At 34.7% G+C, this 14,473-nt stretch carries 17 protein-coding genes; 2 read left to right on the top strand and 15 right to left on the bottom strand.

The genetic code is table 11. From position 1 onward, the window contains the following. The first annotated feature begins 6 nt into the window (after positions 1-6). The gene (locus JNUCC83_RS11525; protein WP_454460094.1) at positions 7-417 is read left to right on the top strand and encodes a helix-turn-helix domain-containing protein; all 411 of its coding nucleotides are present in this window, start codon (positions 7-9) and stop codon (positions 415-417) included. A 62-nt stretch (positions 418-479) separates the two neighbouring features. Then, positions 480-995: an NUDIX hydrolase gene (locus tag JNUCC83_RS11520; protein WP_454460093.1), complete on the top strand. Its 516-nt coding sequence runs from the start codon at positions 480-482 to the stop codon at positions 993-995. Positions 996-1,393: 398 nt separating this feature from the next. Here the strand turns inward: JNUCC83_RS11520 and JNUCC83_RS11515 are convergent, their stop codons facing one another. The 15 genes from JNUCC83_RS11515 to ilvB all read right to left on the bottom strand — a co-directional run bounded on the left by JNUCC83_RS11515 (position 1,394) and on the right by ilvB (position 14,466). After that, positions 1,394-1,615: a hypothetical protein gene (locus JNUCC83_RS11515; RefSeq protein WP_454460092.1), complete on the bottom strand. Its 222-nt coding sequence runs from the start codon at positions 1,613-1,615 to the stop codon at positions 1,394-1,396. A 264-nt stretch (positions 1,616-1,879) separates the two neighbouring features. Beyond that, positions 1,880-2,056, bottom strand: coding sequence for a hypothetical protein (locus tag JNUCC83_RS11510; RefSeq protein WP_454460091.1), 177 nt, complete (start codon positions 2,054-2,056; stop codon positions 1,880-1,882). A gap of 108 nt (positions 2,057-2,164) precedes the next feature. Beyond that, entirely contained in the window at positions 2,165-2,740 is a 576-nt protein-coding gene (locus tag JNUCC83_RS11505) for an AAA family ATPase (protein ID WP_454460090.1), read from the bottom strand. A 4-nt stretch (positions 2,741-2,744) separates the two neighbouring features. Then, positions 2,745-3,431, bottom strand: a complete 687-nt coding sequence (locus JNUCC83_RS11500; RefSeq protein ID WP_454460089.1) for a hypothetical protein — start codon at positions 3,429-3,431, stop codon at positions 2,745-2,747. A gap of 11 nt (positions 3,432-3,442) precedes the next feature. Further along, a complete protein-coding gene (locus JNUCC83_RS11495; protein ID WP_454460088.1) occupies positions 3,443-3,904 on the bottom strand; it encodes a GNAT family N-acetyltransferase in 462 nt (153 codons plus the stop codon). Beyond that, entirely contained in the window at positions 3,897-4,202 is a 306-nt protein-coding gene (locus JNUCC83_RS11490) for a nucleoside triphosphate pyrophosphohydrolase family protein (protein ID WP_454460087.1), read from the bottom strand. Before JNUCC83_RS11490 ends, JNUCC83_RS11495 begins: the two co-directional genes overlap by 8 nt. Beyond that, complete coding sequence (locus JNUCC83_RS11485; protein ID WP_454460086.1) at positions 4,203-5,243, bottom strand: nucleotidyltransferase family protein; 1,041 nt, start codon at positions 5,241-5,243, stop codon at positions 4,203-4,205. A gap of 57 nt (positions 5,244-5,300) precedes the next feature. Further along, positions 5,301-5,879 carry a 3-isopropylmalate dehydratase small subunit gene (gene leuD, locus JNUCC83_RS11480; RefSeq protein WP_454460085.1) on the bottom strand — a complete coding sequence of 193 codons (579 nt, stop codon included), beginning with the start codon at positions 5,877-5,879 and terminating at the stop codon, positions 5,301-5,303. Then, positions 5,880-7,253, bottom strand: a complete 1,374-nt coding sequence (gene leuC / locus JNUCC83_RS11475; RefSeq protein ID WP_454460084.1) for a 3-isopropylmalate dehydratase large subunit — start codon at positions 7,251-7,253, stop codon at positions 5,880-5,882. A gap of 4 nt (positions 7,254-7,257) precedes the next feature. Continuing rightward, entirely contained in the window at positions 7,258-8,313 is a 1,056-nt protein-coding gene (leuB, locus tag JNUCC83_RS11470) for a 3-isopropylmalate dehydrogenase (protein WP_454460083.1), read from the bottom strand. Next, on the bottom strand, positions 8,306-9,832 hold the full coding sequence (locus tag JNUCC83_RS11465) for a 2-isopropylmalate synthase (RefSeq protein ID WP_454460082.1): 1,527 nt from the start codon (positions 9,830-9,832) through the stop codon (positions 8,306-8,308). The genes leuB and JNUCC83_RS11465 overlap by 8 nt, the downstream gene beginning before the upstream one ends. Positions 9,833-10,009: 177 nt before the next feature. Then, positions 10,010-11,272 carry a threonine ammonia-lyase IlvA gene (gene ilvA / locus JNUCC83_RS11460; protein ID WP_454460081.1) on the bottom strand — a complete coding sequence of 421 codons (1,263 nt, stop codon included), beginning with the start codon at positions 11,270-11,272 and terminating at the stop codon, positions 10,010-10,012. Positions 11,273-11,283: 11 nt separating this feature from the next. Then, on the bottom strand, positions 11,284-12,276 hold the full coding sequence (ilvC, locus tag JNUCC83_RS11455; protein WP_454460080.1) for a ketol-acid reductoisomerase: 993 nt from the start codon (positions 12,274-12,276) through the stop codon (positions 11,284-11,286). A 28-nt stretch (positions 12,277-12,304) separates the two neighbouring features. Next, on the bottom strand, positions 12,305-12,790 hold the full coding sequence (ilvN, locus tag JNUCC83_RS11450; RefSeq protein WP_454460079.1) for an acetolactate synthase small subunit: 486 nt from the start codon (positions 12,788-12,790) through the stop codon (positions 12,305-12,307). Continuing rightward, positions 12,787-14,466, bottom strand: a complete 1,680-nt coding sequence (gene ilvB, locus JNUCC83_RS11445; protein ID WP_454460078.1) for a biosynthetic-type acetolactate synthase large subunit — start codon at positions 14,464-14,466, stop codon at positions 12,787-12,789. The genes ilvN and ilvB overlap by 4 nt, the downstream gene beginning before the upstream one ends. Between the last annotated feature and the right edge of the window lie 7 nt (positions 14,467-14,473).

Raw genomic sequence — 14,473 nt, 5'->3', positions numbered from 1 at the left:
GATTACATGACATTAGGAAAAATTATTACAAGTAAACGCATTGAAAAACAACTAACACAAGAACAATTAGCTAAACAAATGGCTGTAACAAAAGATATCATCATTGAGTGGGAAGATAATAAACTCTACCCAACGATGGATGAGCTCATAGACCTAGCTAAGTTATTAAACATCTCCCTTGATTCACTCTTTTTGACGAACAATACAACTTTGTTAGATGCTATTACAAAACGATCACATAAAAAAACATTGCATCTAGCCATTACAATTAGTTTGATCACACTAGCAATTTTTTTAGCTATCCTATTATTTTCACTTTTAAAAGACGATAATAAATTAATCGTATCCCTTTTAATTATTTTAGGAGAGTTAGTTAATCTATTGGCATTATCATATTACATAAAAAAATTAAACTAATTATTAACAACGACAGAATTAAACAGATCTGTCGTTTTATTTTTATACAAGGAGTAAAAAATATGAAAGAAACATTTACCATCTATGATGCACAGCAACAACCGACAAATAGCATCGGGATTCGGGGAATTCCATTAAAAAAGGGAGAATTCCGAATGGTCGTTACCGTACTTATTTTTAATGAAAAAAACGAATTATTGATACAACAACGTGCTAAAACGAAAGACTATTTCCCAAACCTATGGGATTTTTCAGCGAGTGGCCAAGTTTTAGCAAATGAACTCATTTTTAAAGGAGCTGAGCGAGAAGTTTGTGAAGAATTAGGTATACTACTTGACCTTTCTAACACACCTAGTCGACTAACCTGTTCTTTTGAAGAAGGATGGGATCACTATTTTTTTGTTCAAACACATCTTTCTTTAGACGAATTAACCCTACAGAAAGAAGAAGTACAGCAAGCAACATTTGTTGACCAACACACCTTTCTACAACTTGTTGAAACAAAACAATTTATTCCATATATTTTTAACCCTGTCATGTTTGATTTATTCTACCAAAAAAGCGAACACCAAAAATAACTCTATAATTTTAAGAATTGATAAAGCAAAATATGATTTATCAACATTCTTTAGTTAGTTTTATTTAAAAACGTCTCATTGTCTAGTACTATTTAAAAAGTTCACAACAAAACTAAATAAAAATCACGACATATCACGAGTCTTCATATTAAAAAATGCTAAGGATAACAGATGCATAATATCACTTAACTCATTCATTGTAAGAAGATATTAACAGTACAAAGACTTATTTTCCTATATCTTTATCCTGAATCAACACCGATGCTACTATTATTGTTTCAGAGGTAAAACACTATTGCTCAAAACAAAAAAATAAAGGATGATAAACCAGAGTGTTCTCTCACGTTCATCATCCTATAGATTTAATTCATTCGTCTAATTGAGCGTAGGGGTTATGACTATCTGTCATTACGATCCACATTCATCATTTCATGGCAATGATTGCTCCGCTCTGTCTGTCCATAATTATTGTGGTGAAATCTCTCTTTTTGATTTAACGAGTTAGTACCATTTTGGTAACGATTATTCGGCATCGTAGCCGCATAAACCATGCTACCTGTAAATAATATTATCGCTGTTACCACAACTATTGCTAGTATTTTTTTTACTTGTTTAGTCATTTTAACACCTCCCTATTAATACAAAACAGCTTGTGCTTACATCTCTTTTTAAAAGTGAAGATAGCCTAATTTTATAAACAATTCTGTATGTTCAAACTGTCTCATTAGATTTTATCAGGCATTGAAAGAAGCATAGTAACATGACTAAAATGCTATCTCTTTCCAGCATAAAATACTATGTGGACATTTAGCATTTGTTGTCTTTTCTTTGTTCATATTAGCTAATTGTCATCTGTAATTATGTCTAATTAACATTAAAAATAATCATTCATCTTTAATATTTTTCATAGATTGTATTAAAGCAATACCTGTGATGGTCGATGTAATTAATAAGATAGAAAATTTTAGCCAAATGTCATTATCTTTTAATAAGCCTTGTACTTGCAGTGGTAGTGACAAAGCATAAATAATAATCCAAAAAACATTCCAAAACTTTTTCATACCTCGCTCCTTTTATAAATTAAAGTAACAAACAAAAAACCTTTTCATTATTATACTTTAAACGAACGAAAAAATATAGAAAGGTCTGTATAAATAACGCTTTTTCTTTTATTGAATCATGATTTTATTCCAGTAGTTTTTATCAAATTCTTCCAAAGACTCATGGGAAGTTAATAAGACACTTTTCCCCTGCTTTTTCATCTCTTTCAATAAATAAAAAATAAACTCTTTGCTTTCGTAATCTAAAGAGTTAAATGGCTCGTCCAATAAATACCACGTTCTTTCAAGGGATAAAATAGATAAAACGTATAAAAACTGACGTTCTCCACCTGATAACAATCCTATTTTTTCTTCAAAAGACATCTGTAAATTTAAATCATAACGAGATAAAAACTCTTTGAAGTATGATAAACCATCTGTCATACCATCTAATAAATAAATAAATGTTAAATATTCCCTCACTTTTAATTGACTTGGAAAATAATTATTTTGATTAAGATAAACCAGTGTGCCGTCTACTAAAACAGTATAATTTGAATGAGAAGCCATCCCCGAAATAGTGTCAAGTAACATAGTTTTTCCTGTTCCGTTCTTACCAAATAAATAATTGAGCCCATCCGGTATGTCGTAATAGATGATCTTTGTATGTTTAGGCGAAAGTTTTCCAAATATTTCGATGCTCATGTTGTTATCTCCTTTCATTCGGTAATGGACTAAAATGAACGATACTTGGTAAACATAATGCCACACACACAATGCCTACCATAAGATAAATAGAATTTTCTTTCAAATCACTAGACAACACCATATGGTTTAACCAAATATATGGATTAATTTTATCTAGAGTCTTTGATGTTCCTTGTAATACAAAAACAATTAAAATAGCTCCTGATACAACTGTATTTAAATTAGACACATTTCCTTTTCTAATCTTCGTAATTAAAAATCCTAAAAAAGCAATTGGTAATAAATAAATGATTGTTTTTAGTGAATATAAAACTAGTATCAATAAAGATTCCGTTACAAAAAATGAGCAAACAACATTAAATAGCATTAACAAAACAAAAACATAAATCATTTGAGTCAATACATTACTAAAAAAATAAATGACGGGTGTCCATTTTATAGAAAAAGTTGTTTTTAATGATCCAACTTCTCTCATCTGAACTGCTTGAATCCCCACTCCAAAAAGATAGCCATTAATAATCATATAAATCCACCATGCGGTAATAAATTCAAGTGGTATGGCTTCTTTTGACTCAAAATCGACATTAACAATCAACATAAATACCGGCAAAATGAATGACCAGAAAAAAGTAATCTTGTCTTTAAAAATCATTCGACTGTTTAAATACATATAAGCTTTTAATTGCACTATCTCACCCCTTATCCTATTTTCTGTACCATCACCAAGCAAGGATTCCACTCATCCCAAAGCGTTGGAAAAACTTCTAGCTCACAAAATCCAACTGATTCGTAAAACCGAATGGTATCATCATATTGAGAGTAATGACCTTTAGCGACAGTTTTCACTTGTAAATAATCATATTTTTTACTATACGCCTGTTTTATTTCCCCAATCAAGATACGACCTATTCCTTGACGATGGTACTCTTTTTTTATACCCATACAATAAATTTCTAGTGTCTGCAAGCTTGTTTTTTTCAAACTGACAAAACCCACTACTTTTCCATTTTTTGATGCAACATATAACGGGTAGTTCATACCAAAGTCAATGTATTCTTGTATGGCTTCAGGCATACCAAACCATTCAGGTAAATCATTTAAAATATCTTTTATAACTGTTTTTTTAGTAATTGAATCTGTTTCCCAATAACTATTAATCATCTGTACTTTCGGACTCCTTTACCAAATAGTTTGAGCCGTTTGATTTGTATACCCTTTTCTCATTTATACTCATTTTTTTAAGAAGTTCAGTTTCTAAATCTAATCCTAAAATCTCACAAATACCTAGCAAATAAATAGTAACATCAGCCATCTCTTCACCTATATTGTCATTTTTTCGATAAGCATCAAATGCTTCAGAAACTTCTCCATAAAGCAATAAAAATTCTGATTCAATATTTGTGACATTAAAGCCATGATTTACTTTATTTTCATAAACTCTTTTTTGATATTGTTTCATTTACTCCTCCACTATTGCCGAAACAATCATTAATTTCGGAAATGTTTCTTTCCATTTTTTATTTTCTTGTCGTTTATTATACAGCATAGCTCTTTGTTCATCCAATAATGTATAAGGTGTAGGTACCACTCTAAAATTTTCTATATCCTCTAAGCCGTACGGACAAAATACGTCTAGCTGGCCTTGATTTAATCGAATCGCGACAGATGTACACTTTTCAGGATAATGATATACCGCGTCTCTTGTGCTTCTATAATTTGGTGTATTAGGGTTATGGCCATGCATATAAACTTGGTTCTTCACTTCCCAGTTAAATTCAGGATATTGAGCGATTAATTCATCCTGTATGTCTTGATTTTTTCCATAGACAACATTTTTATCGTAAAAAGCCACATCAATATCTGTCATAAAATCTAAGTTATTATCTTTGGATAAAACATTCCACAAGTAGTTCCTTAGTGTCCCTGCTACTATCCAACCATCTCTTAGTGATAAGTCATCAACTATTTCAAGCAATCTCATAAAATCAGGTTGGTTTTGGACTAATTTTTTCACTGTTTCACGTGTTAATTTAGTTCTATCTATTTTTTCAAACACAAATGATTTTGCAGTAGACGAATAGACTTTTTCTCCTATTTTTTTAAATCCTAACTTCTCATAAAACGCATGGTTCTTCAAAGAATAATCAGGTGTTTCAACTAACCACTCGTTCTCTCCATATATCTCTTCCATTTGTTGCCAGACAGATGTTCCTATACCTTGATGATGGTAGTCTGGATGAATACAAAAGTAGGTAACTTCTCTTAAGCAAACATCCACACTAATACACCCTATTTTCTTATCCTTTTTACAAATCATAAAACTTTTCAAACTCTCTGACTGAGTTATTTTCTTTGCTAAACGTCCATCATCATACCCTAGTGGACCGCCAGTTTCACCCTCACCAAAATAATATTCTGTATCTGTATTAAATGCTTTAGTTAAGATTTTTGTTAATAACTGTGCATCTTTTCGTGTCACCATCTTTAGTGATATAGTCATTATTTTCTCCTTTACTCGCCAAAAAACGAGTAAATGTCACCACTTACTCGCTAATCGTTAAATCCCATGTGCTGTTTCATAAGCTAAAATTTGATCTTTATAAGCCATTGTTTCATCTATCTCATCTAATCCACTAATTAATTTTTCACGCCATTTTTTATCAATATCAAAATGGATGGCTTCATCTCCTACTTTGATCAGCTGATTATCTAATTCTATTTTTATTGTCTCTGTCGGTTTTACTTTAGCAATTTTTTCTCGCTCTTCTTTTGGTAAAACAATCGGTAATAGACCGTTGTTAATCGCGTTCATATAAAAGATATCACTATATCCACCCGCTATAATCACACGAAATCCATAATCATCTAACGCCCATACAGCGTGTTCACGAGATGATCCACAACCAAAATTGTCGCCAGTTAATAAAATCGTTGCATTTTTATAAGTTGGATTATTTAAAACAAACTCAGGATTTGCCTCTCGATTATCCAAGTAACGCCATTCATCAAACAAATATTTACCAAACCCTGTTTTTTCAATTCGTTTTAAAAAATTTTTGGGAATAATTTGATCTGTATCAATATTATCATTTAATATCGGGACAATATACCCTTCATAATGATTAATTGCCTCCATCTATGCCATCTCCTTTCTAATATCAACAAAGTGACCATTAATTGCTGCTGTTGCTGCCATAGCTGGACTACAAAGATGTGTTCTTGCACCTTTTCCTTGTCGCCCTTCAAAGTTTCGGTTAGATGTTGACGCGCAGTGAACACCCGTAGGAACTTGATCAGGATTCATCCCTAAACACATAGAGCATCCTGGCTCACGCCATTCAAATCCTGCTTCTTCAAATATTTTATCCAAGCCTATTTTTTCGGCTGCTTTTTTCACTGGACGAGACCCTGGAACAACAATTCCTGTAATACCATCATGGATTTTTTTGCCTTTGACAATTTTTGCCGCTTCTTCTAAATCAGACAGGCGACCATTTGTGCATGAGCCAATGAAAACATAACCAAGTTCAATATCTTTAGCATAGCCACCTGGTTTTAAATCCATATAATTATACGCTCTTGTGTCGTTTTCATCTTGAATTTCTGGGAAAGCTTCATCAACAGACACACACATTCCAGGATTTGTTCCCCAACTCACTTGAGGGGCAATATCTTTTGCATCAATCTCAATCAACTCATCAAAACATGAGTCATCATCTGTTTTTAGTGTACGCCATTCTTCAACCGCTTGATCAAAATTTTTCGGTGCAAATTCACGCCCTCTAACATAGTCAAACGTCGTATCATCAGGAGCGACCATCCCCATTTTCGCGCCACCTTCAATGGACATGTTACAAATACTCATGCGTTCTTCCATTGTTAATCCTTCAATTGTTGATCCATAATATTCGACCGCATAACCTGTTCCAAAATCCACACCGTATTTTGAAATCAAGTATAAAATAATATCTTTAGCATACACACCTTTTTGTAATTCACCAGATATTTTAACACCCATATTTTTAGGTTTTGTTTGCCACAGTGTTTGTGTTGCAAATACATGCTCCACCTCACTGGTCCCAATACCAAAAGCAATCGCGCCAAATGCTCCGTGTGTCGCTGTATGAGAATCCCCACAAACAATCGTTTTTCCCGGTTGTGTAATTCCAATTTCTGGCCCTATCATATGCACAATTCCTTGTTTGTCATGACCGTTATCAAATAATGACACATTAAACTCGGCACAATTTTTTTCTAGTGCCTCAATTTGTTTTTTTGCGACTAAATCTGAAATATTAAAAATATCTTTTGTTGGCACGTTATGATCCATTGTCGCAAATGTTAAGTCTGGACGTCTTAGTGGTCGGTTAGCAAGTCTTAGCCCCTCAAATGCTTGAGGTGACGTCACTTCATGAATCAAATGAAGATCAATATACAATAATTGAGGTTCACCAGGATTACCTGCAATAACATGTTTATTCCATACTTTATCAAATAGTGTTGTTTTCATACGTTTAACCTCCTATAATTTCTATCAACGCTTGACGAATATGTTCAGTTACCTCTGTAGTTGATGCAGTACCGCCTAAATCTTTTGTCATAATACCTTTTTTCATCACTTGTTTTACGGCCTTATCAATCATATTTGCCAAATCATACTGTTTAAAACTATCTCTTAACATCATTGAAACTGAATAAATCATCGATAACGGATTTGCTACATTTTGACCGGCAATATCAGGTGCTGATCCATGGATTGGTTCAAACAAATGGACCCCTGTTTTAGATAAACTTGAACTGGCTAACACACCTAAACTTCCTGTTAATACAGAAGCTTCATCGCTTAAAATATCACCAAACATATTTTCAGTAACAATCACATCAAACTCTCTTGGCCGAGTAATCATGACCATCGCACATGAATCAACTAACTGATGCTCTAATGTCACATCAGGATAATCTTTACTCACCTCAATCGCTATTTTTCGCCACAATTTACTTGTTGCTAACACATTTGATTTGTCAACAGACGTTACTTTTTTACGTCGTGTTCTCGCTAAATCAAACGCTGCTCGTATGATACGTTCAATTTCTTCTTTTGTATAAATACAGGTATCTATTGCATCTACTTCATTTAACTCACGTGGCTCACCAAAATAAATACCCCCAGTCAACTCACGAACAATTACAAAATCTGTCCCCGAAATTCTATCTTCTTTAATCGGTGATAAATGAACCAACTCTTCTGATACTTGAATTGGACGAATATTAGCAAATAGCTCCAATTGTTTTCTTAATGCTAATAGACCTGCTTCAGGACGTTCTTTGCAATCATCCCACTTTGGTCCACCAATTGCTCCCAGTAAAATGGCATCAGATGATTGACATGACTGAACTGTTTTTTCAGGTAATGGTTTCCCAACCGCATCAATCGCAGCCCCTCCTACTAATTCTTCAGATACTTCATAGTCAAATAACCCTTTTTCTTTAAATACTGATAAAACATCCAAGCCGGCATCCATAATTTCTGGACCGATGCCATCGCCTTTTAATACAGTGATTTTAGTCATTGCTTTCACCTTCTTTTAATTTACTAAATGCATTAATGTAAGCCTTAGCTGATGCTGTTAGAATATCAAAATCAATGCCTACACCATGTACTGATTCACCCGTTTCAGGATTGTATACTTCCACATGAACTTCGGCTTGCGCATCTTCACCACTAGTTAAAGACTCTATTCTAAACGATCCTAATTGAACATCTTTATCCATAATACGATTGATGGTGTTATAAATAGCTTGAATACTTCCGTTTCCAGTCGCTGAATCAGATAATTGGTCATTATCTGCAGTCTCAATTTCAATGACAGCAGCCTGTTGTCCATTTGAAGTAAATTGTAACTGAAGATTTTTTAATTCCAAACTTTGACTTGTCGAAATAGCATTTCCTGCAACTAACGCATGAATGTCTCTATCCACTATATTTTTCTTCTTATCTGCCAATACTTTAAATTCCTCAAACAATGTTTGTTGTTCTTCTGCCGTTAAGTTTGTATAGCCTAACTCAATGAGTTTTTGGCCAAATGCATGACTACCAGATAACTTACCAAGTGGTAGATGATTGGTTTTAAGCCCAATGAGTTGTGGCGTCATAATTTCATAAGTATCTGGGTGTTTCAATACCCCATCTTGATGGATACCTGATTCATGGGCAAATGCATTTCCCCCAATAATCGGTTTGGTTTTATGAATAGGAATCCCCGACAGTCGACTGATTAAATCACTTGTCATTTTCGTTTGTTCCAGTTTAATATTAGTATCAACGTGATAAAAATCTTTTCTAATATGAAGTGCTAAAGCGACTTCTTCAATCGCAGTATTTCCCGCTCGCTCACCAATTCCATTGATAGTTCCTTCAACACGTCCTGCCCCGTTTTCGATAGCAGCTAACGCATTTGCTGTCGCCATACCTAGATCATTGTGGCAGTGACAAGAAAAAATCACGTGATCAATATTCTGACAATTTGACGTAATGTATTTAAATAGTTCGCCATATTCTGTAGGATTAGAATAACCCACCGTATCAGGTACGTTAATAATAGTTGCTCCTGCATCAATGGCTGTCTGAATAGCTTTTACTAGAAATTCTTTTTCTGTACGCGTCGCATCTTCTGGTGAAAACTGCACTTTTTCAAACAATGTTTTAGCATAGGTCACATGCTCTTTGATAGATGATAAGACTTCCTCTTCAGTCATGTGTAATTTGTGTGTCATATGAATGTCACTTGTCGCTAAAAACACATGAATTTGTGGATGATTAGCATGCTTTAATGCTTCGTATGCTGCATCGATATCTTTTTTTCGGCAACGAGCTAGTCCAACAACTGTCATTTTTTTTGCCGCTTTTGCAATAGCCGTTACAGCTTCAAAATCTCCTGGTGACGTAATCGGAAAGCCTGCTTCAATGGCATCAATCCCATAACTTTCAAGTTGTTTAGCAATCCTTACTTTTTCAGCAGTATTAAAATTGACCCCTGGTGTTTGTTCGCCATCTCTTAGCGATGTATCAAAAAACTGAATAGTTTTCATAATATCTCCCCCTATAACAAATTAAAAAGACTTCCCATGTATAATCATGAGAAGTCTTTCAATCAAGAATCCCATGTCAGACAAAGTCGAATAGGACCCAAAGTGTTCTATAACACTGGGTCCTGCTTTAATAATAAGCGGTAAACTCGACTCATCTTGTTCATGACATTCTCTCCTTTAAACTAGTAATGTATATAGTGATTCATTTTCTTGTAAATTAATATAATTTGGATCAAAAATAGTTAATCGCTCAATCAACGAGGCATAATCATCATGGTCTTGTAGTAAGATACCAATCACAACTGGGCCACTTCCTCGATTAAGTTTTTTTGTGTATTCAAATTTAGTGATATCATCATGTGGGCCTAAAACATCTGATACAAATTCTTTCAGCGCACCTGCTCTTTGTGGAAAATTCACCACAAAATAATGTTTTAATCCCTCATAGATGAGTGAACGCTCTTCAATTTCAGGCATACGTTGAATATCATTGTTACCACCACTGATAATACACACCGCTGTTTTTCCTTTAATTTCATCTTTGTAATCATCCAAAGCTGTGACAGATAACGCCCCTGCTGGCTCTACGACAATAGCTTGTTTTGTATACAGCTCTAATATCGTGCTACAAACTTTTCCAACAGGTACCTCGCAAACATCATCAACAAATTGTTGACTATGTAAAAATGTCATCTGACCGACTTCTTGTACTGCTGCACCATCAACAAATTTATCCAAATGTGAAAGTGGTGTAACACGTTGCTCTTTTAATGATAACAACATTGATGCTGCACCCACTGGCTCCACACCGATAATTTTCGTTGAGGGACTTTTATCTTTTAGATATGCACTGACACCACTAATTAATCCACCACCACCAATTGGAGCAAAGACATAATCTGCAGGTGACGACTCTTTTTCTTTTAATTGATTACCTATTTCAAGAGCCACTGTTCCTTGGCCGGCAATAATGTTTTCATCATCAAATGGATTGATAAACGTTAAATCATGTTCCTTGCCATAATGAATGGCCATATCTTTTGATTGATCAAATGTGTCTCCAGCCAATTTAATACTCACTTGGTCTCCACCAAATGCTTCTACTTGATTTACTTTTTGTTTTGGTGTTGTCACGGGCATAAAAATGGTTGCAGGAACCCCCATCTTAAAACATGTATAAGCCACACCTTGTGCATGATTTCCTGCACTGGCACAAACCACACCTTTTTCTAACTTTTCTTGTGGGAGTTGGCTAATCGCATAATATGCCCCACGTAATTTAAACGAACGAACAATTTGTAAATCTTCGCGTTTTAAATAAATGGTTGCATCATATTTTTTGGATAAATAATCATCATATTGGAGCAGTGTTTTGTTAACCACCGGCTCCAACACATCATTGGCTTGTTCTATTTGCTCACTTGTGACTAAAGAAACCATTGACACGCCCCCTATTTGTTATTAACAAATGGCATCATTTCTCGCAACTCTTTACCTACTGCTTCGATTTGGTGTCCTTGTTGTTCTTTTCTTAATCCATAGAATTTTTCAAAACCATTTGCATTATCTTCAATAAATCCTTTAGCAAAAGTTCCATCTTGAATATCAGTTAATACATCTTTCATGCGCGCTTTTATTTCAGCCGTTACAACACGTGGTCCAGAAACATAATCGCCATACTCAGCAGTATTAGAAATAGAGTCGCGCATTTTTTCCATACCACCTTCATACATTAAATCAACGATTAATTTTAATTCATGCAATACTTCAAAGTAAGCAATTTCTGGTTGATAACCTGCTTCTACTAATGTTTCAAATCCTGCTTGAACTAAAGCTGTTGTTCCACCACATAATACAGCTTGTTCCCCAAATAAATCTGTTTCTGTTTCTTCTTTAAACGTTGTTTCTAATACCCCAACACGAGTTGCTCCGATACCTTTTGTATAAGCTAGTGCAATATCGCGAGCATTTCCTGTAGCATCTTGTTCAACTGCAAATAGTGATGGCACTGCAAATCCTTCTTCAAACGTACGACGAACTAAATGACCTGGGCCTTTTGGTGCAACTAAGAACACATCCACATCTTTTGGTGGTTGGATTACATCAAAGTGAATATTAAATCCATGCCCAAACGCTAAGGCATTTCCTGCTTCTAAATAAGGAGCAATTTCATTTTTGTATAAATCACCTTGGATTTCATCTGGTGCTAAAATCATAACAACATCAGCTTGTTTTACTGCTTCACTTACTGGAAACACATCAAAGCCAGCTTCTCTTGCAGCATCTGCTGATTTACCTTCACGGATACCAATAATCACATCATGACCTGTGTCACGTAAGTTTTGTGAATGAGCATGACCTTGTGAACCATAACCAATGATTGCGATTTTTTTTCCTTCTAATTGATCTCCTTGAACTGAATCTTCATAATATACTTTTGCCATAATTAATTCCTCCGATAAGTTTGTTTTTTTATTTTATAGAACTTCTAAGTAACCCTGTAATACCGGTCCTCGCAAGCTCTTGGATCCCATATACTTTTAACACATCCACTAACGCATCAATTTTTTCACTGCTTCCAGCAATCTGGATAATAATCGACTGACCACTAACATCAATGATACTTGCTCTAAATGGTTCAATCATCGACATAATTTCTTGTCTGTTTGCACTAGTTGTCGCTACTTTTATTAAAGCTAACTCTCGCTCTAAATGAGAATCTGCACTCATATCAATGACTTTGATGACATCAATTTGTTTATTTAATTGTTTAATCAATTGCTCCATTTGAAAATCTGAGTCTACACTTACAACTATGGTAATTCTTGACACTTCAGGGTTTTCCGTGACACCTACAGAAATACTTTCAATATTAAACTGACGTCTGGTGAGTACTCCTGAAATACGATTTAATACACCTGATGTGTTTCTAACTTTCGCTGAAATTATTCGTCTCATCTTTTCACCACCCCAATCATTTCATTGTTAGGTCTACCTGGTGGAACCATTGGTAAAACATGTTCAGTTGGTGAACAATTAATCTCAATGACCATTGGCTCTTTTTCTTTAAATGCTTGAGTTAACTCATCTTCCAATGTTTCAGCATTATCTAGCTTCACAGATTTCAGATGATAGGCTTCTGCCATTTTTTGAAAATCTGGTTGATTATCAAACACTGATTCAGAACGTCTTTCATTAAAGAAACTTTCTTGCCATTGACGAACCATTCCTAATGAATGATTGTTTATCAACACAATTTTTGGCGACAACCCATACTGCTCTAAAATCGCCAACTCTTGATTGGTCATTTGAAATCCACCATCACCAACAATAATAACAACCTGCTTGTCTGGATCAGCTAATTGGGCGCCAATACCAGCCGGAATACCATATCCCATCGTGCCAAGTCCGCCACTAGTAATTAATTGGTTTTGATGCTTAAACGGATAAAACTGAGCTGTCCACATTTGGTGTTGACCAACATCCGTTGCAATAATCGCATCGCCATTGGTAATTTCCCCTATCAATTCGATGACTTTTTGTGGTTTGATTTCTTCCACTGTTTCTTCATAACTATACGGAGCCTCTTGTTGATAATGTTTAACTGTTTCTCGCCACTCGCTATAATCATCTGTTTTAAACGTTTCATTGTTTAATAATGTAATAAATTCTTTTGCGTCCCCAACAATTGGAATATCTGTTGGAATAATTTTTCCAATTTCTGCTGGATCAATATCCACATGTATAATTTTTTTATCTTTAGCTAAACTTGTTGGACAGCTAGCTAATCGATCATCAAATCGTGACCCAATATTTATGAGTAAATCAGCTTCCATCAACGCTTGATTTGCTGCGTAAGAGCCATGCATTCCACCCATCCCTAAAAATAGTTCATCTTCTGTTGGAACAATTCCAAGTCCTAAAAGAGTCGAAATAACTGGGATTTTAGAATTTTCTAATAATTCTCTAAATTCTTGTGTAGCATCACTATGATGAATACCTGCACCAACTAAAAAAACGGGTTTTGTTGATTCATTTATTGCAGTGACTACTTTTTTTATTTGATTAATATGTGGTTTGTAATTCGGTTGATAACTAGGAATATGTACATCCTCTAGTTTTTTTACTGGTGTTTCATCCAATGTGATATCTTTTGGTAAATCAATCACCACAGGGCCTTTTCTTCCCGTTGTTGCTATATGAAACGCTTCTTTAATCACTTTTGGTAAATCTTCGACATTTCTCACTTGATAGTTATATTTAGTAATCGGAATGGTCAATCCTAAAATGTCCGCTTCTTGAAACGCGTCTTTTCCAATGCCACTACTAGCAACTTGCCCTGTAAATACGATAAGTGGAACAGAGTCACTCATCGCATCGGCAATTCCTGTCACAACGTTTGTAGCACCCGGACCACTTGTGACTAGCACAACGCCAGGTTTTCCACTAGCTTTAGCATATCCTTCTGCTGCATGGATAGCCCCCTGTTCGTGACGCGTTAAAATATGGGGAATTTTTTTATCATATAAGCTATCATACAATGGTAAAACGGCTCCACCAGGATAACCAAATATCATCTCAACATCTTCATCCAATAAGGAATCAATAAATAGTTCTGTTCCTTTTTTATTCATACAACTT

It is taken from the genome of Vagococcus sp. JNUCC 83 (assembly GCF_053667615.1).
Note: the sequence above shows the minus strand (reverse complement) of the source record. Positions and strands in the feature narration are given on the sequence as shown.